We start from the raw sequence: 24,486 nt of genomic DNA, 5'->3' as shown, positions 1-24,486 counted from the left end.
TATAAACCATATTGGCTCTATAAACCACACTGGTAGGAATTGCTATGTCTAATAATATAACCGTTACAGATTCATCACGACCGCGTAAATCTATTCCACGTAACGCTATTCCACGTAAACAACAGCGTGAACAAGCCCAAGAGTTTATTGATACCTTGCAAGGTGTCACTTTCCCCAACTCACAACGTATTTATCTGCAAGGCTCGCAGCCTGATATTCAAGTGCCGATGCGCGAGATCCAACTTAGCCCGACGTTGATCGGCGGCGGCAAGAACTCACCTCGCTATGAAGATAACGAAGCCATTCCGGTTTACGATACCTCCGGCCCGTATGGCGATATAAACGCCAAACTGGATGTCCACGCCGGTTTACCCAAATTGCGTGATAGCTGGATAACTGATCGTCAGGATACTGAAGCGCTTACGTCTGTCAGCTCCGGCTTTACCCAACAACGTTTGGCCGACGCAGGCCTGGATCATTTGCGTTTTGAGCATTTACCCCACCCGAAAAAAGCCATTGAAGGCAAATGTGTCACTCAACTGCATTACGCCAGAGCCGGTAGAGTCACCTTAGAGATGGAATTTATCGCTCTACGGGAAAATATGGGTCGTGAGCGGATCCGCACCGAAGTACTGCGCCAACAGCATCTGGGCCAAAATTTTGGGGCCAATTTACCGGATAACATCACAGCAGAATTCGTGCGCCAAGAAGTCGCCGCAGGCCGTGCCATTATCCCGGCCAATATCAACCATCCTGAATCTGAGCCGATGATTATTGGTCGTAACTTTTTGGTGAAGGTAAATGCCAATATCGGTAACTCCGCCGTGACCTCTTCTATCGAAGAAGAAGTGGAGAAATTGGTTTGGTCTACTCGCTGGGGTGCCGATACCGTGATGGACTTGTCCACTGGCCGCTATATTCATGAAACACGTGAATGGATACTGCGTAACAGCCCGGTCCCTATTGGTACAGTACCGATCTACCAGGCACTGGAAAAAGTGAATGGTGTTGCCGAAAACCTCACTTGGGAAATGTTCCGCGATACCCTACTAGAGCAGGCCGAGCAAGGAGTGGATTACTTTACTATTCACGCTGGCGTGTTACTGCGTTATGTGCCGATGACCGCCAAACGCCTAACCGGTATCGTCTCCCGTGGCGGTTCGATTATGGCGAAATGGTGCCTTTCCCATCATCAGGAAAACTTCCTGTATCAGCATTTCCGCGAAATCTGCCAGATTTGTGCCGCCTATGACGTCTCATTATCTCTTGGCGACGGCCTGCGGCCTGGTTCCATTCAGGACGCCAATGATGAAGCTCAGTTTGCAGAGCTGCATACTTTGGGTGAATTGACCAAAATCGCCTGGGAATATGATGTGCAAGTGATGATTGAAGGCCCCGGCCATGTACCAATGCAGATGATCCGTCGCAATATGACCGAAGAATTGGAACATTGCCACCAAGCGCCGTTTTATACTTTAGGCCCGTTGACCACTGATATTGCTCCCGGCTACGACCATTTCACCTCCGGTATCGGTGCGGCCATGATTGGCTGGTTCGGTTGCGCCATGTTGTGTTACGTCACACCGAAAGAACATCTTGGCCTGCCGAATAAAGAGGATGTGAAACAAGGTCTTATCACTTATAAAATTGCCGCCCATGCCGCAGATTTAGCCAAAGGCCACCCCGGTGCGCAGATCCGCGATAACGCCATGTCGAAAGCCCGCTTTGAATTCCGTTGGGAAGATCAGTTCAATTTAGCTCTCGATCCAGAAACAGCGCGTGCTTATCACGATGAAACCCTGCCACAAGAATCCGGCAAAGTGGCTCATTTCTGTTCAATGTGCGGGCCAAAATTCTGCTCGATGAAAATCTCGCAGGAAGTCCGCGATTATGCCGCGACGCAAGAGCTAGCCGCTACGCAAAAACAAGCGAAGGCAAACAATGAATCTATCTGATGCCGCTCTCTTTTCCGCTGAAAAAGGCTTCCCCGCGACAAAACAGCGCCTTGGCCTGTATCCGGTGGTTGACTCATTACAATGGATAGAACGCTTGCTGACCGTAGGCGTAACCACCATCCAACTGCGAATTAAGGATTTAGACGACATGCAGGTGGAGCCGGATATTGCTGCCGCGATCGCAATGGGCAAACGCTATCAAGCGCGCTTATTTATCAATGACTACTGGCGGCTGGCGATTAAATATGGCGCTTACGGTGTGCATCTGGGGCAGCAAGATCTAGAGACAGCCGATTTGGCCGCTATTCAGCGAGCGGGATTACGACTGGGAATTTCTACCCACGATGAGCGCGAATTGGCGATAGCCAAGGCTATTCGGCCCTCTTATATCGCGATGGGACATATCTTCCCCACCCAAACCAAACAGATGCCCTCAATACCACAAGGACTGGCAGGACTCAAACAGGGGGTTGATAACGCGCCGGACTATCCGACAGTCGCTATCGGTGGCATTAGCCTTGAGCGAGTCCCCGCGGTATTGGCAACCGGCGTCGGCAGTGTGGCGTTGGTGAGTGCCATTACTCTGGCTGATGATTGGCAGCAGGTCACAGCGCAATTGCTGCACCTGATCGAGGGCAAGGAGCGAGCTGATGACCAACAAGCATGAATTAAGTGGCAGTGAATTTTTACGCTACAGCCGCCAATTGTTGCTGGAAGATATTGGCCCTGAGGGCCAATTGAAGCTGAAAAGTGCCCGCGTGTTGATTGTCGGCCTCGGTGGACTGGGTTCTCCCGCCACTCTCTATCTGGCAGCCGCAGGTGTTGGAAAATTATTATTGGTTGACGATGATCAGTTGGAACTGACTAATCTACAACGTCAGATCCTGTATCGCACCACCGATATTAGCCAGACAACCCCTGTTAACCAAAATAAAGCGCGCTTAGCACAACGTCATTTACAAAGTCTCAATCCGTTAATTGAGGTGGTCGCATTTGATACACGGCTGGCAGGTAATATCTTGCTCGATGTGGTTGCTAATGCAGATTTGGTGCTGGATTGCAGCGACAATATGGAGACACGCCATCAGGTGAACACCGCCTGTATTACAGCACAAAAACCTTTAATCAGCGGCAGTGCCGTGGGGTTTAGCGGGCAACTGCTGGTGATTGAACCGCCCTATTCCCAAGGCTGCTATGCCTGCCTTTACCCCGATAAAGAGTTGCCACAGCGTAACTGCCGCACCGCAGGCGTATTGGGGCCGGTGGTCGGTGTTATCGGCACCTTGCAAGCGCTGGAAGCCATTAAAATGTTGGCCGGTCTTCCGTCAGCATTGAACGGAAAATTGCGGTTATTCGACGGTAAACAACAAAGCTGGAGCACTTTACAACTCACGCGGGCGGCAGATTGCCCTGTCTGTGGAGGTTCACAGTGAAGACCACTCACCTACAGATTGTGCTCAATAACCAGCCATTAGAGGTGGAGATCAATATCACCGCCGAGATGCTGCTCCAACAACTGAACCGCCACCAGCCGGGTACCGCGCTGGCGATTAATCAGATCATCATCCCCCGTACTGACTGGGAACAATGTCAGTTGCACGAGGGTGATAACATTTTGCTATTCCAAGCGATTGCCGGGGGCTGACATGTTAAAAATCGCCGACACCATTTTCACTTCACGTTTATTCACCGGGACGGGCAAATTTGCCACCCCTGAACTGATGCTGGAAGCGCTGCGTGCCTCCGGTTCACAACTGATTACCATGGCCATGAAGCGGGTAGACCTACACGCCGGTAACGATGCCATTCTGGCACCATTACGCCAATTGGGTGTCCGTTTGTTGCCTAATACATCCGGTGCTAAAACTGCGCAAGAAGCTGTATTTGCTGCACGACTGGCACGTGAAGCGCTGGGTACTCATTGGGTCAAACTGGAAATTCATCCTGATGTGAAGTATTTGCTGCCCGACCCGATAGAAACCCTTAAAGCCGCCGAAATACTGGTGAAAGAGGGCTTTGTCGTTTTACCTTATTGCAGTGCTGACCCGGTATTGTGCAAACGGCTGGAAGAAGTCGGTTGTGCGGCCGTCATGCCATTGGGCGCACCTATTGGTTCCAATTTGGGATTACGCACCCGCGATTTTCTGCACATCATTATCGAGCAAGCCAAAGTTCCGGTGATAGTCGATGCCGGGATTGGCGCACCGAGCCATGCGCTTGAGGCCATAGAGCTAGGCGCTGATGCTGTTCTGGTGAATACTGCGATTGCCGTCGCTCGCTCACCAGTACACATGGCCCATGCGTTTCGGTTGGCAGTAGAATCTGGCGAGTTAGCGCGTCGAGCGGGGCTTGGCAACCGACAGTTTGATAAGGCAATTGCCACCAGCCCGCTGACCGGATTTCTCAGCCAGTTGGAGGAAAATCATCATGTCTGAAGATTTCAGCCTACGCTGGCAGCAATTGGATTGGGATGATATTTCTCTGCGTATCAACAGTAAAACCGCCGCAGATGTTGAGCGGGCCATTAATGCCGTCAAACCGGATCGCGATGATTTAATGGCATTAATTTCACCCGCCGCATTGGCTTATCTCGAACCCATGGCGCAGAAGGCGCAGCAATTGACCCGCCAACGCTTTGGTAATACCGTCAGCTTTTATGTTCCGCTCTACCTTTCTAATCTGTGCGCCAATGATTGTACTTATTGTGGTTTTTCAATGAGTAATCGCATCAAGCGCAAAACATTAAATGAAGCTGAAATCATCCGTGAATGTGAGGCTATCAAAGCATTGGGCTTTGAACACTTGCTACTGGTTACCGGCGAACATCAGGCAAAGGTGGGAATGGATTATTTTCGTCGTCACTTCCCGGCGATCCGCAGCCGATTCAGCTCACTAATGATGGAAGTTCAGCCATTGGCAGAAGAGGAATATGCGGAATTAAAAATACTGGGGTTGGATGGCGTGATGGTTTATCAGGAAACCTATAATTCGGCCACCTATCAACAGCACCATTTACGCGGCCATAAGCAAGATTTTCGCTGGCGACTGGCAACCCCTGATCGTCTCGGCCGCGCCGGGATCGATAAGATCGGATTAGGTGCATTGATCGGGCTATCTAATAGTTGGCGAACCGACTGTTATATGTTGGCGGAACACCTGTTTTACCTGCAACAAACCTATTGGCAGAGCCGCTATTCGATTTCCTTCCCGCGTTTACGACCTTGTACCGGTGGTATTGAGCCCGCATCGCTGATGAGTGAGGCACAACTACTGCAACTGATTTGTGCTTTTCGTTTGTTCGCTCCCGATGTGGAACTGTCGTTATCTACTCGCGAATCACCGTTCTTCCGCGATAATGTCATTCCGGTAGCGATTAATAATGTCAGTGCTGGCTCTAAAACTCAGCCGGGTGGATATGCCGATGAAAGTCCGGAACTCGAGCAATTTGCTCCTCACGATAATCGCACACCTAAGCAAGTCGCGCAGGCATTAACCTTGGCGGGGTTACAACCGGTGTGGAAAGATTGGGATCGCCATTTAGGCCGTTCTCTCCAATAGAGTATCGTTTGGATCCTGAAAAATAAGCAAAAAAAAACCGCCCCGAAAGGAGCGGTTTTTACGTTGGTGAACAACAAAGAGATTAACCTTTATTGTTACCAAAACCAGCGTTAAGCAATTCAGCCAGGTTAGCCGTTGCTTCATCCGCGCTAACTTGCGGAACAACCGGTGCTTCACCTTGTGCTTTACGGCGTGCACGTTCCTGATGATAAGCGTAACCGGTACCGGCTGGGATCAGACGGCCCACGATGACGTTTTCTTTCAGGCCACGCAGTTCATCACGTTTACCGGCAACTGCCGCTTCAGTAAGAACTCGCGTGGTTTCCTGGAACGAAGCCGCAGAGATGAAGGACTCGGTCGCCAAGGATGCCTTGGTGATACCCAGCAGGTCACGTGTGAACGTGGCCTCGATTTTGCCTTCTGCTGCCAGCTTACGGTTAGCGATTTTAACGCGAGACATTTCTGCCTGCTCGCCTTCCAGGAAGTCGGTGCCACCCGCGCTAACGATGGTGCCTTTACGCAACATCTGACGAACGATAACTTCAATGTGTTTATCGTTAATCTTAACGCCTTGCAGACGGTAAACTTCCTGCACTTCGTTGGTGATGTAACGGGTAACCGCGTGAACACCACGCAGACGCAGAATATCGTGTGGTGATTCTGCACCATCGGAAACCACGTCGCCGCGTTCTACAATTTCACCTTCGAACACGTTGAGCTGACGCCATTTCGGGATCATCTCTTCGTATGCATCACTACCATCCAACGGTGAAATCACCAGACGACGCTTGCCTTTGGTCTCTTTACCGAACGAGATGAACCCGCTGATTTCAGCCAAAATTGCAGGCTCTTTCGGACGACGTGCTTCGAACAAGTCAGCAACACGCGGCAGACCACCGGTAATATCCTTGGTACCGCTTGATTCCTGAGGAATACGCGCCAGGGTATCACCTGCACCGATCTGAATGCCGTCTTCCAACTGTACAATCGTTTTACCTGGCAGGAAGTATTGAGCAGGCATATCAGTACCTGGGATCAATACATCGTCGCCGTTAGCATCAACGATTTTCAGTGCCGGACGCAGATCTTTACCGTTACCGGTACGCTCTGCGCTGTCCAGTACGACCAGAGAAGACAAACCAGTCAGTTCGTCGGTCTGGCGGGTAATGGTCTGGCCATCGACCATGTCCGCGAAGCGAATGAAACCACTCACTTCGGTCACAACTGGCATGATGTGCGGATCCCAGTTAGCAACGGTTTCGCCGCCCTGGACTTCTGCGCCATCGCCTTTAGCCATTACTGCACCGTAAGGCACTTTATAGCTTTCTTTAGTCCGACCGAATTCGTCGATCAGCTTCAGCTCGGTATTACGAGAAGTAATAACCAACTTGCCGGCTGCATTGGTAACGAACTTGACGTTGCTCAGTTTCAAGCTGCCTTTGTTCTTAACCTGAATGCTAGACTCTGCCGCCGCACGAGATGCCGCACCACCGATGTGGAACGTACGCATCGTAAGCTGGGTACCCGGCTCACCGATGGACTGTGCTGCAATAACACCAACTGCTTCACCTTTGTTGATGATGTGGCCACGTGCCAGGTCGCGACCATAGCAGTTTGCACACACACCGAAGTCAGTTTCACAGCTTACTACGGAGCGAACTTTAACGCTGTCGACGGAGTTTTCTTCTAACAGATCACACCATTTTTCGTCCAGCAGGGTGTTACGCGGAACCAGAATATCAGCCGTACCCGGCTTGATAACTTCTTCTGCGGTCACACGACCCAGTACGCGATCACGCAGTGGCTCTTTAACATCACCACCTTCGATAACCGGAGTCATCACGATACCGTTATGGGTACCACAATCATCCTCAGTCACCACCAGATCCTGTGCCACATCAACTAAACGACGGGTCAGGTAACCGGAGTTCGCAGTTTTCAATGCGGTATCCGCCAAACCTTTACGCGCACCGTGGGTTGAGATGAAGTACTGAAGTACGTTCAAACCTTCACGGAAGTTCGCGGTGATTGGCGTTTCGATGATCGAACCATCTGGCTTGGCCATCAGACCACGCATCCCTGCCAACTGACGAATCTGTGCAGCAGAACCACGCGCACCGGAGTCAGCCATCATAAAGATGCTGTTGAATGAGACTTGCTGTTCAACAACGCCGTCACGGTTGACAACATCTTCAACAGACAGGTTATCCATCATCGCCTTGGCAACACGTTCGTTAGCCGCGGCCCAGATATCGATCACTTTGTTATAACGCTCGCCTGCGGTTACCAGACCAGATTGGAACTGCTCCTGGATCTCGGCAACTTCAGTTTCAGCTTCTTCGATGATCCCTGCTTTCGCATCTGGGATAACCATGTCATCGATACCTACAGAGGCGCCTGAGCGTGCTGCGTAAGCAAAACCGGTGTACATGATCTGGTCAGCAAAGATAACCGTTGGCTTCAAGCCCAGGATGCGGTAACAAGTGTTCAGCATCTTGGAAATGGCTTTCTTGCCCAGCGGCTGGTTAACGATAGCGTAAGGCAGGCCTCTCGGGACAATCATCCACAAAATAGCACGGCCTACCGTGGTATCGATAATGCTGGTACGTGTAATGCTCTCGCCTTCGACATTACGAATTTCTTCAGTAATACGCACTTTTACGCGAGCATGCAGAGATGCCAGGCCAGCACGATAAATACGCTCAGCTTCTTTCGGGCCAGTCAGAACCATGCCTTCGCCTTTGGCGTTAACACAGTCACGGGTCATGTAATACAGACCCAATACAACGTCCTGAGAAGGAACGATGATTGGCTCGCCGTTCGCTGGTGACAGGATGTTGTTGGTAGACATCATCAACGCACGTGCTTCTAACTGAGCTTCCAGTGTCAGCGGTACGTGAACGGCCATTTGGTCACCATCGAAGTCGGCGTTGTATGCCGCACAAACCAGCGGATGGAGCTGAATGGCTTTACCTTCGATCAGTACCGGTTCAAACGCCTGGATACCCAAACGGTGAAGGGTGGGTGCACGGTTCAGCAGTACTGGGTGCTCGCGGATAACTTCATCCAGGATATCCCAAACAACCGCTTCTTCACGCTCAACCATCTTCTTGGCAGCTTTAATGGTGGTAGCAAGACCACGCAATTCCAGCTTACCATAGATGAACGGTTTGAACAGCTCAAGAGCCATTTTCTTCGGCAGACCGCACTGATGCAGACGCAGGTATGGGCCAACGGTGATAACCGAACGACCTGAGTAGTCAACACGTTTACCCAGCAAGTTCTGACGGAAACGACCTTGCTTACCTTTGATCATGTCAGCCAATGACTTCAACGGACGCTTGTTAGAGCCGGTAATTGCACGACCGCGACGGCCGTTATCCAGCAATGCATCTACTGCTTCTTGCAGCATACGCTTTTCGTTACGTACGATGATGTCAGGAGCAGCCAAGTCCAGCAGGCGCTTCAGACGGTTGTTACGGTTGATCACGCGACGATACAAATCGTTCAGATCAGAAGTTGCAAAGCGACCGCCATCCAACGGCACCAATGGACGCAAGTCTGGCGGCAATACAGGCAGCACGGTCAGGATCATCCACTCTGGCTTGTTGCCAGACTGTACGAACGCTTCCAGCAGCTTGACACGCTTGGTCAGCTTCTTACGCTTGGTTTCAGAATTTGTTTCGTTCAATTCTTCGCGCAGGATCTCGCATTCAGCTTCCAGATCCATATTTTTCAACAGGGCCTGAATCGCCTCGGCACCCATTTTCGCGTCGAACTCATCACCAAACTCTTCCAACGCATCCAGATACTGCTCTTCAGTCAGGATCTGACGACGTTCCAGATTGGTCATACCGCCTTCGATAACCACATAAGATTCGAAGTACAGTACGCGTTCGATGTCACGTAATGGCATATCCAGCAGCAAACCGATGCGGGATGGCAACGATTTAAGGAACCAGATGTGCGCAGTGGGAGAAGCCAGCTCGATGTGCCCCATACGCTCACGGCGTACTTTGGTTTGAGTCACTTCAACACCGCATTTCTCACAAATAACACCACGGTGTTTCAAACGCTTGTACTTACCGCACAGGCATTCGTAATCTTTTACTGGGCCAAAGATACGGGCGCAGAAAAGGCCGTCACGTTCTGGTTTGAACGTACGGTAGTTAATGGTTTCCGGCTTTTTAACTTCGCCGAACGACCAGGAACGGATCATGTCTGGCGATGCCAGAGCAATTTTGATCGCATCAAACTCTTCGGTCTTAGTTTGCGCTTTCAGAAACTTTAATAAGTCTTTCACGGATTGGCTCCTGTCGGAGTTAGACCTGATAGGTGCCCAAACCTAAGTTTGGGCACCCCTGTGACCAGTGCGAACCACCAGCAGACTCCCGGCTGTGAGCCTGCCGTCTGGAGAAGAATTACTCTTCTTCCAGCTCGATATTGATGCCCAGCGAGCGGATTTCTTTCAACAATACGTTGAAGGACTCCGGCATACCTGGTTCCATACGGTGATCGCCATCCACGATGTTTTTGTACATCTTGGTACGGCCGTTTACATCGTCGGACTTGACGGTAAGCATTTCCTGCAATGTGTACGCGGCGCCATAAGCCTCCAACGCCCACACTTCCATCTCACCGAAGCGCTGACCACCGAACTGAGCCTTACCACCCAGCGGCTGCTGAGTAACCAGGCTGTAAGAACCGGTAGAACGCGCATGCATCTTGTCATCAACCAAGTGGTTCAGTTTCAGCATGTACATGTAGCCGACAGTAACCTGACGTTCGAATTGCTCGCCGGTACGGCCGTCAAACAGCGTAATCTGGCCAGAAGTTGGCAGACCACCCAGCTGTAACAGTTCCTTGATTTCTTTCTCTGTCGCACCATCGAAGACAGGAGTTGCGATTGGCATACCTTTTTTCAGGTTCTCAGCCAGACGCAGTACTTCGTCATCGGTGAAGGTGCTCAGATCAACTTTCTGACAAACGTTGTCACCCAGATCGTAGGCTTTCTGGATAAACTCACGCAGTTTGGCAACTTCTTCCTGCTTCTTCAGCATGGCGTTGATTTTCTCGCCAATACCTTTCGCTGCCATCCCTAAGTGGGTTTCCAAAATCTGACCGATGTTCATACGCGATGGTACGCCCAGCGGGTTCAGAACGATGTCTACCGGCGTACCGTTTTCATCGTAAGGCATATCTTCGATCGGGTTAATCTTGGAGATAACACCTTTGTTACCGTGACGACCGGCCATTTTGTCACCCGGTTGAATCTGACGTTTAACGGCCAGATACACCTTGACGATCTTCAGCACGCCTGGTGCCAAATCATCACCTTGGGTGATCTTACGACGCTTGGCATCCATCTTCTTCTCGAATACGGATTTCATTTCGTCGTACTGCTCCGCCAACTGTTCCAGTTGGTTTTGCTTGTCTTCGTCGGTCAGGCCGAGTTCCAGCCAGCGATCACGTGGTAATTTGCTTAGCTTGTCAGCTTCGATGCCACCAGAAACCAGTACTGTGTGGATACGTGCAAACAGGCCCGCTTCTAGGATCTGCAATTCTTCAGTCAGGTCTTTCTTGGCCTGCTTCAGTTGCATCTCTTCGATTTCCAACGCACGTTTGTCTTTGTCTACGCCGTCGCGAGTAAAGACTTGTACATCGATAACCGTACCGGAAACACCGTTTGGTACACGCAGAGAAGAGTCTTTAACATCAGACGCTTTCTCACCAAAGATCGCACGTAACAGCTTCTCTTCTGGCGTCAGTTGGGTCTCACCTTTAGGTGTTACCTTACCAACCAGAATGTCGCCGCCAGTCACTTCAGCACCGATATATACGATGCCGGATTCATCCAGTTTGGAGAGTGCAGCTTCACCCACGTTAGGGATATCAGCCGTTATCTCTTCTGGCCCCAGCTTGGTGTCACGAGACACACACGCCAATTCCTGAATATGGATGGTTGTGAAGCGATCTTCTTGAACCACACGCTCGGAGACCAAGATGGAGTCTTCGAAGTTGTAACCGTTCCAAGGCATGAAGGCTACGCGCATGTTCTGACCCAATGCCAGTTCACCCAGGTCTGTCGATGGGCCATCTGCCAGCACGTCGCCGCGCTCGATTGGCTCACCCAGATTCACACACGGCATCTGGTTGATACAGGTGTTCTGGTTAGAACGGGTGTATTTGGTCAGGTTATAAATATCAATCCCTGCTTCGCCCGGATACATCTCGTCTTCGTTAACTTTAATCACGATACGGGATGCATCTACGTACTGAACAGTACCGCCACGTTTGGCTACAGAGGTTACCCCTGAGTCAACCGCTACCGCACGTTCCATACCGGTACCCACTAGCGGCTTATCAGCACGTAGAGTAGGAACCGCCTGACGTTGCATGTTCGCGCCCATCAAGGCACGGTTGGCGTCATCGTGTTCCAAGAATGGAATCAGAGAAGCACCAACGGATACGATCTGCTGGGTAGATACGTCCATGTAGTCAACCTGGTCGCGGCTAAACAGGCTTGATTCGCCTTTGCTACGACAAGTGACCAGGTCTTCCAAGAAGCGACCTTCGTCATCCAGGTTGGAGTTCGCCTGAGCGATAACGAAGTTGCCTTCTTCAATAGCAGACAAATAGTTAATTTCATCGGTCACCACACCATCACGTACGCGACGATAAGGTGTTTCCAGGAAACCATACTCGTTGGTCTGTGCATACACCGACAAGGAGTTGATCAGACCGATGTTTGGACCTTCTGGCGTTTCGATTGGGCATACACGACCGTAGTGAGTCGGGTGTACGTCTCGAACTTCAAAGCCAGCACGTTCACGGGTCAAACCACCCGGACCCAATGCAGAGATACGGCGTTTATGCGTAATCTCAGACAGCGGGTTGTTCTGGTCCATAAATTGTGACAATTGGCTGGAACCAAAGAACTCTTTCACCGCAGCCGAGATAGGCTTGGCGTTGATCATGTCCTGAGGCATCAGGGTGTCGAGGTCGCCCAGAGACAAACGCTCTTTAACTGCACGCTCAACACGAACCAGACCTACACGGAACTGGTTTTCAGCCATTTCACCAACGGAACGAATACGACGGTTGCCTAAGTGGTCGATATCATCCACTTCGCCGCGGCCATTACGGATCTCAATGAGCTTTTTCATCACTTCTGTGATGTCTTCTTTGCTCAGGATACCGGAACCTTCGATTTCGTCACGCAGCAGGGAACGGTTGAACTTCATCCGGCCAACCGCTGACAAATCATAGCGGTCTTCAGAGAAGAACAAGTTCTCAAACAGATTTTCGGCGGCTTCACGTGTTGGTGGCTCACCAGGACGCATCATGCGGTAAATCTCAACCAATGCGCTCAGGCGATCGCTGGTTGGGTCAACACGCAGGGTCTCGGAGATATAAGCACCGTGATCCAGGTCGTTGGTGAACAATGTTTCAATGTGCTTGTGGCCAGACTGGCTCAGCTTAGCCAGCAAATCCAATGACAGTTCCATGTTGGCTGCACAGATAAGCTCGCCGGTGTTCTCATCGATGTAGTCTTTTGCGACCACTTTACCGGCAATGTACTCAACCGGAACTTCGATGCGATCAATGCCGTCTTTTTCAAGCTGGCGAATATGACGTGCAGTAATACGACGCGCTTTCTCGACGTAAACTTTGCCATTCGCTTCAATATCAAAGGATGCCGTTTCACCGCGCAGGCGCTCTGGAACCAATTCCATCTGCAGCTTGTTGTCACGAATTTCAAAGACCACTTTGTCAAAGAACAGATCAAGGATCTGTGTAGTGGTGAAATTCAATGCACGCAGAATGATGGTTGCAGGCAATTTACGACGACGGTCAATACGGACAAACAGGTTGTCTTTCGGGTCAAACTCGAAATCTAACCATGAACCACGGTAAGGGATAATACGTGCGTTATACAGCACTTTACCCGAGGAATGGGTTTTACCCTTATCGCTGTCAAAGAATACGCCAGGACTACGGTGCAGCTGAGATACGATAACCCTCTCAGTACCGTTAATGACAAAGGTACCGTTTTCGGTCATGAGTGGAATTTCACCCATGTAGACTTCTTGTTCTTTGATGTCTTTGACCGTACCTTCCGGAGCTTCACGCTCATAGATTACCAGACGCAGTTTAACGCGCAGCGGTGCGGAATAAGTCACACCACGGATTTGGCACTCTTTGACGTCAAATACTGGCTCACCAAGACGGTAGCTAACGTATTGCAGCTCCGAATTGCCGCTGTAGCTCTGGATTGGAAACACAGAACGGAATGCGGCTTCCAGGCCGTGCTGTCCTTCGGGATCTTGCTCGATAAACTTCTGGAACGAGTCAAGTTGGATAGAAAGGAGATAAGGTATGTCCAAAACTTGTGGACGTTTACCAAAATCCTTACGAATACGTTTTTTCTCGGTATAGGAGTAAACCATAGGGTTCCTCAGCTCGCTGAAAAGTCGACCCACTCTGTCTGCCCTGATAAAGATAGGACAGGTCATGCAACACTATTATTTAGAATGAGAAGTCGAAACACTTCTCGGAATACTCTTTTCTATCACTCTTAAACCATTTCATCGCATTACTTTGGCCACCGAGCTACCCGAGTGGGTCGTAGCTGAGAACGCAGTATATTAAGTCGTCAATAGAAAGGAATATTAGGGGTTAGTCAGTCGCTAAACAGTGTGAACTACGACTCACGCCCTACAGCGCAAAAAGGCTGATGACTAAATAGTCACCAGCCATCAGCCTATAAAGTTAGGCTGCTAACTCAAAGCTAAACTTACTTGATCTCAACAGAAGCACCAGCTTCGGTCAGAGCTTTTTTCAGTGACTCAGCTTCGTCTTTGTTCACGCCTTCTTTCAGAACTGCAGGTGCAGATTCAACCAGGTCTTTAGCTTCTTTCAAGCCCAGGCCAGTTGCGCCGCGAACAGCTTTGATTACTGCAACTTTGTTTTCGCCGAATGAAGCCAGAACAACGTTGAATTCAGTTTGTTCTTCTACAGCTTCAGCAGCAGCAGCAGGACCCGCAGCAACAGCAGCAGCTGAAACGCCGAATTTCTCTTCCATAGCAGAGATCAGTTCAACGATTTCCATTACAGACAGAGCGGCAACGCCTTCCAGAATTTGGTCTTTAGTGATAGTTGACATAACAAGTGTTCCTAAAATACAGAAATAGTTTATACGTTAAAAAGCAATGACTGAAAAAGTGAGGGCGAATTAAGCCGCTTCAGCTTCTTTCTGGTCACGCAGTGCAGCCAATGTACGAACCAATTTGCCAGCAGCGGCTTCTTTCATGGTTCCCATCAGACGTGCGATTGCTTCTTCGTAGGTCGGCAGAGTTGCCAGGCGGTCGATTTGAGCCGCAGGGATTAACTCACCTTCAAAGGCTGCTGCTTTAACCTCAAATTTTGCATTATCTTTAGCAAATGCTTTGAACAGACGAGCAGCTGCGCCCGGGTGTTCAGTAGAGAATGCAATCAAGGTTGGACCAACAAACGTGTCTTTCAGGCATTCGAACGGAGTGCCTTCAACAATGCGACGCAGCAAGGTGTTACGAACAACTTGCATATGAACGCCAGCTTCACGACCTGCTTTACGCAGTTCAGTCATTTTATCAACGGTAACGCCACGAGAATCCGCAACAACCGCAGACAGCGCACCTTTGGCTACTTCTTTAACTTCAGCAACAATCGCTTGTTTGCCTTGAAGATTTAGTGCCATTAGTTCTTGCTCCTGGATTAACCGGGGAATAATTCCCCGGAACTCACGTCACCCAACCCACGACAAAATGTAGTGAGCGGGCGTTGAAACACGGTGAGCAGAATCCAGCAAAGGCAATTCTTTTTATTTCTTGATAAACAAAAAAGAAAAAAATGCTTCAGGTTCTGTCACCGTCTACGCAGGAAATTAAGTGTCTTACAACACACCTGCGGTCTTGGACGGAGGCTTGGATAAGGCCAAGCTCCAACCGAAAAATTCTTGCGTTCTGCCGATTGAACACCGTTTTACACGAACAGGCTCATCACCAGAAGTATGGGCGTAAGATTCTAGACAAACCTTACGCCCACGTAAAGCGATAAAATCAACTCGTGATTAGATCACGACGGCTGACAGACCGCTTTGATCGATTGCAACGCCAGCGCCCATGGTAGTGGACAGGCTGATTTTCTTGATATAAACGCCCTTCGCTGTAGCCGGTTTAGCACGCTTCAGCGCAACAACCAGAGATTCTAAGTTTTCTCTCAACTTATCTGAGTCGAAGTCAACTTTACCAATGGTGGTGTGGATAATACCGTTTTTGTCGTTGCGATAACGAACCTGACCTGCTTTAGCATTCTTAACTGCTTCAGCAACGTTAGGAGTAACAGTACCCACTTTAGGGTTAGGCATCAGGCCACGTGGACCCAAGATTTGGCCCAATTGACCTACAACGCGCATTGCATCCGGGGAAGCAATAACAACGTCGAAGTTCATTTCGCCTTTCTTGATCATATCAGCCAGATCTTCCATACCTACCAATTCAGCGCCTGCTTCTTTCGCAGCTTCAGCGTTTGCACCCTGAGCGAAAACAGCAACACGTACTGAACGGCCAGTACCATGAGGCAACACAGTTGCGCCACGAACGTTCTGGTCAGATTTACGTGCGTCGATACCGAGGTTAACGGCAACGTCAACACTTTCTACGAATTTAGCAGTAGCCAGCTCTTTCAGCAGGGCAACAGCTTCGTTGATATCGTATTGCTTAGTAACATCAACTTTGTCACGGATCACGCGCATGCGCTTGGTCAGCTTAGCCATTTATTAACCCTCCACTACCAGGCCCATGGAACGAGCAGTACCTTCAATTGAACGCATCATGTCGTCAATTGAAGCACCAGTCATATCCGCAGCTTTGGTTTCTGCGATTTCACGAACCTGAGCACTGGTCACGGTCCCTACTTTGTCTTTGTTCGGCTTGCCGGAACCAGACTTAATACCTGCCGCTTTTTTCAGCAGAACTGCTGCTGGCGGGGTTTTAGTAACGAAAGTGAAAGAGCGATCAGAATAAACAGTAATAACAACAGGGATCGGCAGGCCTTTTTCAATGCTTTCAGTCTTAGCATTGAACGCTTTACAGAATTCCATGATGTTAACACCTTGCTGACCCAAAGCTGGGCCAACTGGTGGACTTGGGTTCGCCATACCAGCTGCTACTTGCAGCTTGACATAGGCTTGTACTTTCTTAGCCATTTACGATTTCCTCGATTTGGGTAGTATCGCCTCGTTTGAGGCTCCCCGTGTTTTATCTCGCTTATGATTGCCACGGGTGACAAAAAGCAAGACATCTAAAAACAAAAGGCGCGAAATTATATTTTAATTTCGCGCCTAAGACAAGACTCAAATTCCAACCACTGGTGAAAAATGAATCAGCCTTTCTCTACCTGACTGAAATCCAACTCGACCGGTGTTGCACGGCCAAAGATAGAAACAGACACTTTCAAGCGGCTCTTTTCGTAGTCAACTTCTTCAACAACACCGTTGAAGTCGGCAAACGGACCATCGCTAACACGCACCAGTTCCCCTGGTTCAAACAGTGTTTTGGGACGTGGTTTATCACCCACTTGTTGAAGACGATTCATAATCGCATCAACTTCTTTATCACTGATTGGTGCAGGGCGATCGGATGTACCACCGATAAAGCCCATTACACGTGGCACACTACGCACTAAGTGCCAGCTGGCATCGTTCATCACCATCTGGACCAGTACATAGCCTGGGAAGAATTTACGTTCACTTTTGCGGCGTTGACCGCCACGAATTTCGACGACTTCTTCCGTTGGAACCATGACTTCGCCAAACAGCTCTTCCATGTCATGTAACTTGATATGCTCGCGCAGCGATTGAGCTACACGGCCTTCAAAACCGGAAAACGCCTGAACGACGTACCAACGCTTTTTTGGTGCTTCAGACATCTTAGAACCTCAGGCCAGTAATAAATGATACCAGGCGGACCAGAATACCATCCAGCCCCCATAGAATCAGTGACATTACAGCAGTTACTGCAGCAACGATTAACGTTGTGTGCAGAGTTTCCTGACGGGTAGGCCAAATCACTTTACGCACTTCCGTGCGTGCTTCACGAGCAAAGGCTACAGTGGCTTTACCTTTTGCCGTCATCAGTGCAACAGCACCGGCAACAGCGATAATTACTACAACTGCCAACGCGCGCAGCGGCAGGCTGAAATCACGGTAATAATAATTACCCACAATAGCGGTAATTAATAATACAGCAACGATTAGCCATTTAGCCGTTTCCAGGCCGCGTCCGCTCCCTGGAGCCTCGGTATTCGCACTCATAAACCAACCTGTCACTATGATTCAGAACAAACAACTTTGCTTCGCATCGCAAAGCAAACCAAGCCGAAGGATGCTCTAGAGACTCTCTAATCGGCACCACTCAGCACTATTCGCCGTACTTCCAGAGCCCATCTCACCAGTAATTATGATGAAAAAACCGCTGATGAGATAGGTTCTAGTATGACAACGTAGAAAAAGGGCATCAAATGATGCCCTTTTATCGCATGTCGCGTCAAATCTTATTCAATGACTTTTGCAACAACGCCAGCACCTACCGTACGACCGCCTTCACGAATGGCGAAACGCAGACCGTCATCCATTGCGATAGGCGCTATCAGGTTAACAATCATTTGAATGTTATCACCTGGCATTACCATCTCAACACCTTCTGGCAATTCAATAGTACCGGTCACGTCAGTTGTACGGAAGTAGAACTGAGGACGGTAGCCTTTGAAGAACGGAGTATGACGACCACCTTCTTCTTTGCTCAGAATATAAACTTCTGATTCGAATTTAGTATGTGGCTTGATAGAACCAGGCTTAGCCAATACCTGCCCACGTTGTACGTCATCACGTTTAGTACCACGCAGCAGAACACCAACATTCTCACCAGCACGGCCTTCGTCCAGCAGTTTGCGGAACATTTCAACACCAGTACAAGTGGTTCTAATGGTATCGATGATGCCAACAATTTCAACTTCTTCGCCGACCTTAACGATACCACGCTCTACACGACCCGTCACAACTGTACCACGACCGGAGATAGAGAATACGTCTTCAATTGGCAACAAGAAGGGTTTATCAATCGCACGTTCTGGCTGTGGAATATAGCTATCCAATGCTTCAGCCAACTCGATAATTTTAGCTTCCCACTCAGGTTCGCCTTCCAGTGCTTTCAGCGCTGAACCACGGATAACTGGAGTATCATCACCTGGGAAATCGTATTGAGACAGAAGTTCACGCACTTCCATTTCTACCAGTTCCAGCAATTCTTCATCGTCAACCATGTCACATTTGTTCAAGAAGACCAGGATGTAAGGAACCCCAACCTGACGACCTAACAAGATGTGCTCACGCGTTTGAGGCATCGGGCCATCAGTGGCAGCAACAACCAAGATAGCGCCGTCCATCTGCGCCGCACCGGTTATCATGTTTTTAACGTAGTCAGCATGCCCTGGGCAGTCAACGTGCGCATAGTGACGCGCCGGGGTGTCGTATTCAACATGTGAAGTATTGATGGTGATACCACGCGCTTTCTCTTCCGGAGCGTTGTCGATCTGGTCGAATGCACGAGCACTACCGCCGTAGGTTTTAGCCAATACGGTGGTGATTGCAGCAGTTAGGGTAGTTTTACCATGGTCAACGTGGCCAATAGTCCCCACATTAACGTGCGGTTTTGTACGTTCAAACTTTTCTTTAGACATCGATTATCCCTCTAAGACACGGAATCGGTGGTTTCACCACATCAACCAAGCGCATGCTTGCTGAATCCATAACACAGAAAGAAAATCAGGGGACGAGAGGATGAGAAATGGTGCTAATAGGCAGAGTCGAACTGCCGACCTCACCCTTACCAAGGGTGCGCTCTACCAACTGAGCTATATCAGCACATCTTGGAGCGGGCAGTGGGAATCGAACCCACATCATCAGCTTGGAAGGCTGAGGTAATAGCCATTATACGATGCCCGCATCTTAGAACTCGGCTACCTGACTTAATCTGCAGAAACTTGAAAGGAAGGGCTTGGCCACTTCACTCTTCATCGAGAGCGCTGCTCTCGCCTTGAGTGTTGATTGGGGTTCGGTCTTCTGAATCACCCTGAGACTCAAGGTTAAATATGGTGGTGGGGAAGGATTATTCGTCACTTCGTTCCTCACCCTCCGGGCCGCCGCTGCGCGTCGTTGACTCGCTACGCTCGGCTCGAAACTTCGTCGAAGGTTTTCACCTTCCCCTCAAGTGGCTCATTTGGATTCCTAACTCCGAATCGGCTTGAGACTCAAGGGCAGATATGGTGGTGGGGGAAGGATTCGAACCTTCGAAGTCGATGACGGCAGATTTACAGTCTGCTCCCTTTGGCCGCTCGGGAACCCCACCTAATTTTTAATACTTGAATGGTGCCGGCACCAAGAGTCGAACTCGGGACCTACTGATTACAAGTCAGTTGCTCTACCAACTGAGCTATGCCGGCATCAAGTGCAGCGCATTCTAGGTAGAGCAGGCTTACGATGCAACAAAAAAATTGCAGAAGCGAATCTTTTGCTCACAAAATAGTCAATTTTTAAGTGCTCGCGGTATTATTAACCATAGTTAGCTCAATTTGCATCCAACACTTCAGCTATTGTAACCAACTGCTTAGCTGAAGATCCCCCCAAAAACCGGATCAGGTCTCATTACTGACAATCTTATCATCACCGATTGAATATAAATTTATTTCTATGCCCCAAAATGGGGAAACTCCCCCCCAATACGGTGCATATCTGCTAAAAGATTATTGGCCCAATGAGGATAATTGCGTTGTACATATTTGGCTTGTTTATTGCTTAAACCTTACCTACAGACTCAAACATAAATATAAACGCAGACTGGCAGTTGTTGAGGAATTTATCATGAAGATAGTTTTACTTAATGCGGCAACATTGCCTGTATACCGCAGCGAGCTGGCAAGTTTACTGATTGATGCCGTTTCTCATGGAGCCTCGGTGGGCTATAACACTCGCGCTCTTTCACAAGGAGAAGCCGAAAGCTATTATCATGGTCTTTGCCCAGCTATTGCCAAAGAAACATTGCTATTATGGCTCGCCCGCGATGAAACGGGGGTTACGGGCACTATCCAATTAGATCTCTGCCAAAAACCAAATGGGTTAAATCGTGCCGAAGTACAAAAATTATTGGTACATAGCCGTAGCCGTCGTACTGGTATTGGGCATAAATTGATCGTCACAATGGAGAGTACTGCCGTTCAACTGCGCCGCGGATTGTTATATCTCGATACTCAGGCAGGTTCTCCTGCTGAATCTTTCTACCGAGCGCAAGGTTATCGTTGTATGGGGGAAATTCCTGATTATGCCTGCACGCCAGATAACAACTACCATCCAACAGCAATTTATTTCAAACGTTTATTCACTATGAATCAACCACATACTGTCATAGCCAGTTAGTCGCTATAATGGCAATCTGTGCAAATGCCCAAACCAGTAATAGCCCTTCTTAATTGATGGGAATAACGATACACATCAAAGAAATCACTCACTAAGCACAAAAATGTCTACGCCAAAAAGCAAGCTGCCTATAATATGCAGCTTGTTTCTTATCTGGAGTTGGCGTCCAGCGCCTTTCCCAACCTGCGTTAACAGGCAGAATTTGGCTTATGACAAAAAGAGATCAATCTTTAGCGACGCCTTATCTACAGTTCGATCGTACTGAGTGGGCGGCTTTGCGTGACTCAGTACCATTGACGCTAACAGAAGAAGAAATCGTTAAACTTAAAGGGATTAACGAAGACCTTTCATTAGATGAAGTGGCACAGATTTATCTACCACTTTCACGCCTACTTAATTTTTATATCAGTTCTAATTTGCGTCGCCAGGCTGTTTTGGAGCAATTCCTTGGCACCGATGGCCAACGTATTCCTTATGTTATTGGCATCGCTGGCAGCGTTGCTGTGGGTAAAAGTACGACTGCGCGTTTACTACAAGCATTGCTGAGCCGTTGGCCGGAACACCGTAGTGTAGAGCTGATTACAACAGATGGTTTTCTTTATCCTAATAAGGTGCTTAATGAGCGCGGGCTGATGAAGAAAAAAGGATTCCCACAATCCTATGATATGCATAATCTGGTGAAATTTGTTTCTGAGGTAAAATCAGGCGCCGACTATGTTACTGCACCCGTTTATTCACATTTAATATATGATGTCGTACCAGATGGTAATAAAATCATCAAGCAACCCGACATCCTTATATTAGAAGGGTTGAATGTATTACAAAGTGGGATGGATTATCCTCACGATCCACATCATGTATTTGTCTCTGACTTTGTAGACTTTTCTATATATGTCGATGCGCCTGAAGACTTGCTTCAAAGCTGGTATATCAATCGATTCCTTAAGTTTCGACAAGGTGCATTTTCCAACCCTGATTCTTACTTCCATAGTTATGCAAAACTGCCTGAAACTGAAGCAGTTAATATTGCCACTCAATTATGGAAAGAGATTAATGGGCTGAATTTAAAACAAAATATATTACCAACACGTGAGCGGGCTAGCTTAATCATGACCAAAAGCGCCAATCATGCAGTTGAGAGCGTACGTCTAAGAAAATAATAAAAAGCGGGTAGTTATTTCTATCCGCTTAATTTATCAATTAGATACCGCGAAGGGATATCTCGCCACCAATATAAGGTCTTACGCTACCATACTGCTCTAATAGTAATGCCCCTTGCTGGTCAATACCTCTGGCAACTCCAAATATTTCTTGGCTTCCAATAATCAGTTTTACAGGACGATCAAGGTAATTATCCATTTCCCGCCAGCGAGAAATAAAGGCGGATAGACCTTCATTTTCAAATTTAACTACTGCTAGTCGTAGTTCAGATAATAACTCTGCTGTTAGTTTATTACGATCAATAATAACGCCAGCCTCCTGTAAGTTAATCCAGTCCTGATTAATAACATTGCTTGTTGATTCACGCATTGTTAGATTAATACCAGCACCAATCACCAGTTGAGCTGCATCACCTGTTTTACCAGTTAGTTCTACTAATATACCAGCCAGCTTCTTATCGTTTAAATACAGATCATTCGGCCACTTAACGCGAACCTGTTCGGCACCCAGTTTATGCAGCACCTCTGCCATGACTATCCCAACAACCAAACTTAATCCCATTGCCGCAGCAGGGCCCTGTTCTAGGCGCCAGAACATTGATAAATAAAGATTTGCACCAAAAGGAGATACCCACTGGCGGCCACGTCTACCTCGCCCTGCTTGTTGATATTCAGCAACACAAGCATCACCAGATTTAAGTTCAGCGATACGATCTAAGAGATATTGATTAGTAGAATCAACTACCGGTAATACCGTTACTTGACCTGCAGGTAAATAACTTAATATTGTTTTTTCATCAAGCAATTGGATGGGCGCTGGTAAGCTATAACCTTTGCCAGGCACGGTGAAAACATCGAGCCCCCATTCTCTGATAGTTTGCATATGCTTGTTAATTGCAGCACGGCTCATACCAAACATTTCGCCCAACTGTTCACCAGAGTGAAAAGCACCATCCGCTAATATACCGATTAACCGTAGAGGGACCTTAATATCTTTCACGATAAACGCTCCACGGCATTAACCTCGCCATTACTTGCAATAAAACGTACCTCTGGTTCCAACCAGATAGCAAATTTCTTTGCGACTTGCTGACGGATATAACGAGCAAGACTTAGTACATCCTGGCCTGTTGCCTCTGCGAGGTTAATCAGTACCAAAGCTTGCTGTTGATGTACCGCAGCCCCACCAATCTGGTATCCCTTAAGCGCACATTGATCGATAAGCCAACCGGCAGCCAGCTTTACTGACCCATCAGGTTGTAGATAGTGAGGTGCATTGGGATAGCACTTTACAATATCTTCAGCCACGGTTATATCCACAACCGGATTTTTGAAAAAGCTCCCTGCATTGCCAGTAACGGTTGGATCAGGTAGCTTACTACGCCGCATAGTGCAGACCGAGTTAAAGATATCTTGCGCTGTGACCGTCAATGGATCCATTCGCGTTAAATCGCCATACCCCAGGGTTGGGATCCATGACTTCATTAATTTGATGCCCACTGCGATGATGGCAAACCCACTACCGTAACGATGCTTAAATATACTATTCCGATAGCCAAACTGGCAATCTTCAGCTGCAAGACGCAGAACAGTACCTTTATTCATATCAAGTAAATCAACGTATTCGCATACTTTTTGTAGCTCAACACCATACGCACCGATATTCTGGATCGGTGCAGAACCCACACAACCTGGTATTAAAGCTAAGTTCTCTAGACCTGGCATATTATTTTGCAATGAATAGCACACTAATTGATGCCAATTCTCTCCAGCGCCAACATGTAGATGCCAGGCAATATCATCTTCGGTAAAAGTGATACCCTTGATGCGATTAAGCAATACCGTTCCTGAATAGTTTTCGATAAATAGTACATTACTGCCTTCACCAAGCAAAAGTACTGGCAGATGCCTAGAAATAGACTCACGCCATGCATCAACCAACTCTTCAGGAGAGTTGGCACTGATTACATTGCTCGCATAGGCTGATAACGCAAAAGTATTGAGATGTTTTAGCGGGGAACGTTGATTCGACATTACATTAGGTACTCATTCTTACTGGCTCTGGCACTAGTCTACCCGATCATATTACTCATATTGAGTTTCTTTTTAACTGAATGTAAAAAAAAGGGCTTGTACCAGATTCTGTGTAAACTCCCCTTTATCAATACCGGTCATTCGCTCCGGGTGCTCAATCATAAAAGGGCTTAAAGCCTGTCGCCAGTTGGCCAACTGGCATTGTCCATTTATCTGACGCTGACTCTAGGACTTTGTTAGAACCCATAACAAAAAAGGCCACCCGTTA

18 protein-coding genes, 4 tRNA genes, 1 other RNA gene and 1 pseudogene are annotated in these 24,486 nt (G+C 48.4%); 8 read left to right on the top strand and 16 right to left on the bottom strand.

What is annotated here, in order from left to right; translation table 11 throughout:
• Positions 1-44 precede the first annotated feature (44 nt).
• The 6 genes and pseudogenes from thiC to thiH all read left to right on the top strand — a co-directional run.
• Positions 45-1,922 (top strand): annotated as a pseudogene (thiC, locus tag AEP37_RS18565) (phosphomethylpyrimidine synthase ThiC); the annotation flags it as partial.
• A 19-nt stretch (positions 1,923-1,941) separates the two neighbouring features.
• Complete coding sequence (thiE, locus tag AEP37_RS18560; protein ID WP_049614743.1) at positions 1,942-2,622, top strand: thiamine phosphate synthase; 681 nt, start codon at positions 1,942-1,944, stop codon at positions 2,620-2,622.
• A complete protein-coding gene (locus AEP37_RS18555) occupies positions 2,606-3,388 on the top strand; it encodes a HesA/MoeB/ThiF family protein (protein WP_049614742.1) in 783 nt (260 codons plus the stop codon). Before thiE ends, AEP37_RS18555 begins: the two co-directional genes overlap by 17 nt.
• Positions 3,385-3,600, top strand: a complete 216-nt coding sequence (gene thiS / locus AEP37_RS18550) for a sulfur carrier protein ThiS (protein WP_049614741.1) — start codon at positions 3,385-3,387, stop codon at positions 3,598-3,600. Before AEP37_RS18555 ends, thiS begins: the two co-directional genes overlap by 4 nt.
• Position 3,601: 1 nt before the next feature.
• A complete protein-coding gene (locus AEP37_RS18545; RefSeq protein WP_049614740.1) occupies positions 3,602-4,390 on the top strand; it encodes a thiazole synthase in 789 nt (262 codons plus the stop codon).
• Positions 4,383-5,513 (top strand): 2-iminoacetate synthase ThiH, encoded by a 1,131-nt coding sequence (gene thiH / locus AEP37_RS18540; RefSeq protein WP_049614739.1) that lies wholly within the window; start codon positions 4,383-4,385, stop codon positions 5,511-5,513. The genes AEP37_RS18545 and thiH overlap by 8 nt, the downstream gene beginning before the upstream one ends.
• 82 nt (positions 5,514-5,595) lie before the next feature.
• Here the strand turns inward: thiH and rpoC are convergent, their stop codons facing one another.
• From rpoC to AEP37_RS18475, 14 genes are all read right to left on the bottom strand, one after another.
• Positions 5,596-9,816: a DNA-directed RNA polymerase subunit beta' gene (gene rpoC, locus AEP37_RS18535; protein ID WP_049614738.1), complete on the bottom strand. Its 4,221-nt coding sequence runs from the start codon at positions 9,814-9,816 to the stop codon at positions 5,596-5,598.
• A 118-nt stretch (positions 9,817-9,934) separates the two neighbouring features.
• Positions 9,935-13,963, bottom strand: a complete 4,029-nt coding sequence (rpoB, locus tag AEP37_RS18530; RefSeq protein ID WP_049614737.1) for a DNA-directed RNA polymerase subunit beta — start codon at positions 13,961-13,963, stop codon at positions 9,935-9,937.
• 347 nt (positions 13,964-14,310) lie between these two features.
• Positions 14,311-14,679 (bottom strand): 50S ribosomal protein L7/L12, encoded by a 369-nt coding sequence (rplL, locus tag AEP37_RS18525; protein ID WP_049614736.1) that lies wholly within the window; start codon positions 14,677-14,679, stop codon positions 14,311-14,313.
• A gap of 69 nt (positions 14,680-14,748) precedes the next feature.
• Positions 14,749-15,252, bottom strand: a complete 504-nt coding sequence (gene rplJ, locus AEP37_RS18520) for a 50S ribosomal protein L10 (RefSeq protein WP_004876760.1) — start codon at positions 15,250-15,252, stop codon at positions 14,749-14,751.
• Positions 15,253-15,624: 372 nt separating this feature from the next.
• Positions 15,625-16,329 (bottom strand): 50S ribosomal protein L1, encoded by a 705-nt coding sequence (gene rplA, locus AEP37_RS18515; protein WP_049614735.1) that lies wholly within the window; start codon positions 16,327-16,329, stop codon positions 15,625-15,627.
• A 3-nt stretch (positions 16,330-16,332) separates the two neighbouring features.
• On the bottom strand, positions 16,333-16,761 hold the full coding sequence (gene rplK, locus AEP37_RS18510) for a 50S ribosomal protein L11 (RefSeq protein WP_004393384.1): 429 nt from the start codon (positions 16,759-16,761) through the stop codon (positions 16,333-16,335).
• Between the two features lie 176 nt (positions 16,762-16,937).
• The gene (gene nusG / locus AEP37_RS18505) at positions 16,938-17,483 is read right to left on the bottom strand and encodes a transcription termination/antitermination protein NusG (protein ID WP_002210671.1); all 546 of its coding nucleotides are present in this window, start codon (positions 17,481-17,483) and stop codon (positions 16,938-16,940) included.
• Between the two features lies 1 nt (position 17,484).
• Complete coding sequence (gene secE, locus AEP37_RS18500) at positions 17,485-17,868, bottom strand: preprotein translocase subunit SecE (RefSeq protein ID WP_049614734.1); 384 nt, start codon at positions 17,866-17,868, stop codon at positions 17,485-17,487.
• 239 nt (positions 17,869-18,107) lie between these two features.
• Positions 18,108-19,292 (bottom strand): elongation factor Tu, encoded by a 1,185-nt coding sequence (gene tuf, locus AEP37_RS18495; protein WP_049614733.1) that lies wholly within the window; start codon positions 19,290-19,292, stop codon positions 18,108-18,110.
• Between the two features lie 108 nt (positions 19,293-19,400).
• A tRNA-Thr gene (locus tag AEP37_RS18490) sits at positions 19,401-19,476 on the bottom strand.
• Positions 19,477-19,482: 6 nt separating this feature from the next.
• Positions 19,483-19,557, bottom strand: a tRNA-Gly gene (locus tag AEP37_RS18485).
• A 147-nt stretch (positions 19,558-19,704) separates the two neighbouring features.
• Positions 19,705-19,831: non-coding RNA, RtT sRNA (locus AEP37_RS24355), on the bottom strand.
• 44 nt (positions 19,832-19,875) lie between these two features.
• A tRNA-Tyr gene (locus tag AEP37_RS18480) sits at positions 19,876-19,960 on the bottom strand.
• Positions 19,961-19,978: 18 nt separating this feature from the next.
• Positions 19,979-20,054 (bottom strand) — tRNA-Thr (locus AEP37_RS18475).
• Positions 20,055-20,472: 418 nt separating this feature from the next.
• On the opposite strand from AEP37_RS18475, the gene AEP37_RS18470 reads away from it, so the two are divergent.
• The gene (locus AEP37_RS18470) at positions 20,473-21,024 is read left to right on the top strand and encodes a GNAT family N-acetyltransferase (protein ID WP_049614732.1); all 552 of its coding nucleotides are present in this window, start codon (positions 20,473-20,475) and stop codon (positions 21,022-21,024) included.
• A gap of 209 nt (positions 21,025-21,233) precedes the next feature.
• Positions 21,234-22,184: a type I pantothenate kinase gene (gene coaA / locus AEP37_RS18465; protein ID WP_049614731.1), complete on the top strand. Its 951-nt coding sequence runs from the start codon at positions 21,234-21,236 to the stop codon at positions 22,182-22,184.
• Between the two features lie 40 nt (positions 22,185-22,224).
• Here the strand turns inward: coaA and birA are convergent, their stop codons facing one another.
• Both birA and murB read right to left on the bottom strand, forming a co-directional pair.
• Positions 22,225-23,184: a bifunctional biotin--[acetyl-CoA-carboxylase] ligase/biotin operon repressor BirA gene (gene birA / locus AEP37_RS18460; protein WP_049614730.1), complete on the bottom strand. Its 960-nt coding sequence runs from the start codon at positions 23,182-23,184 to the stop codon at positions 22,225-22,227.
• On the bottom strand, positions 23,181-24,218 hold the full coding sequence (gene murB / locus AEP37_RS18455; protein ID WP_049614729.1) for a UDP-N-acetylmuramate dehydrogenase: 1,038 nt from the start codon (positions 24,216-24,218) through the stop codon (positions 23,181-23,183). Before murB ends, birA begins: the two co-directional genes overlap by 4 nt.
• Positions 24,219-24,486: the final 268 nt, after the last annotated feature.

The sequence above is a fragment of the Yersinia pekkanenii genome, assembly GCF_001152565.1.
In the GTDB taxonomy this organism is placed as follows: domain Bacteria; phylum Pseudomonadota; class Gammaproteobacteria; order Enterobacterales; family Enterobacteriaceae; genus Yersinia; species Yersinia pekkanenii.
The sequence above is the reverse complement of the archived record's forward strand: the minus strand, read 5'-3'. Positions and strand labels throughout refer to the sequence as shown.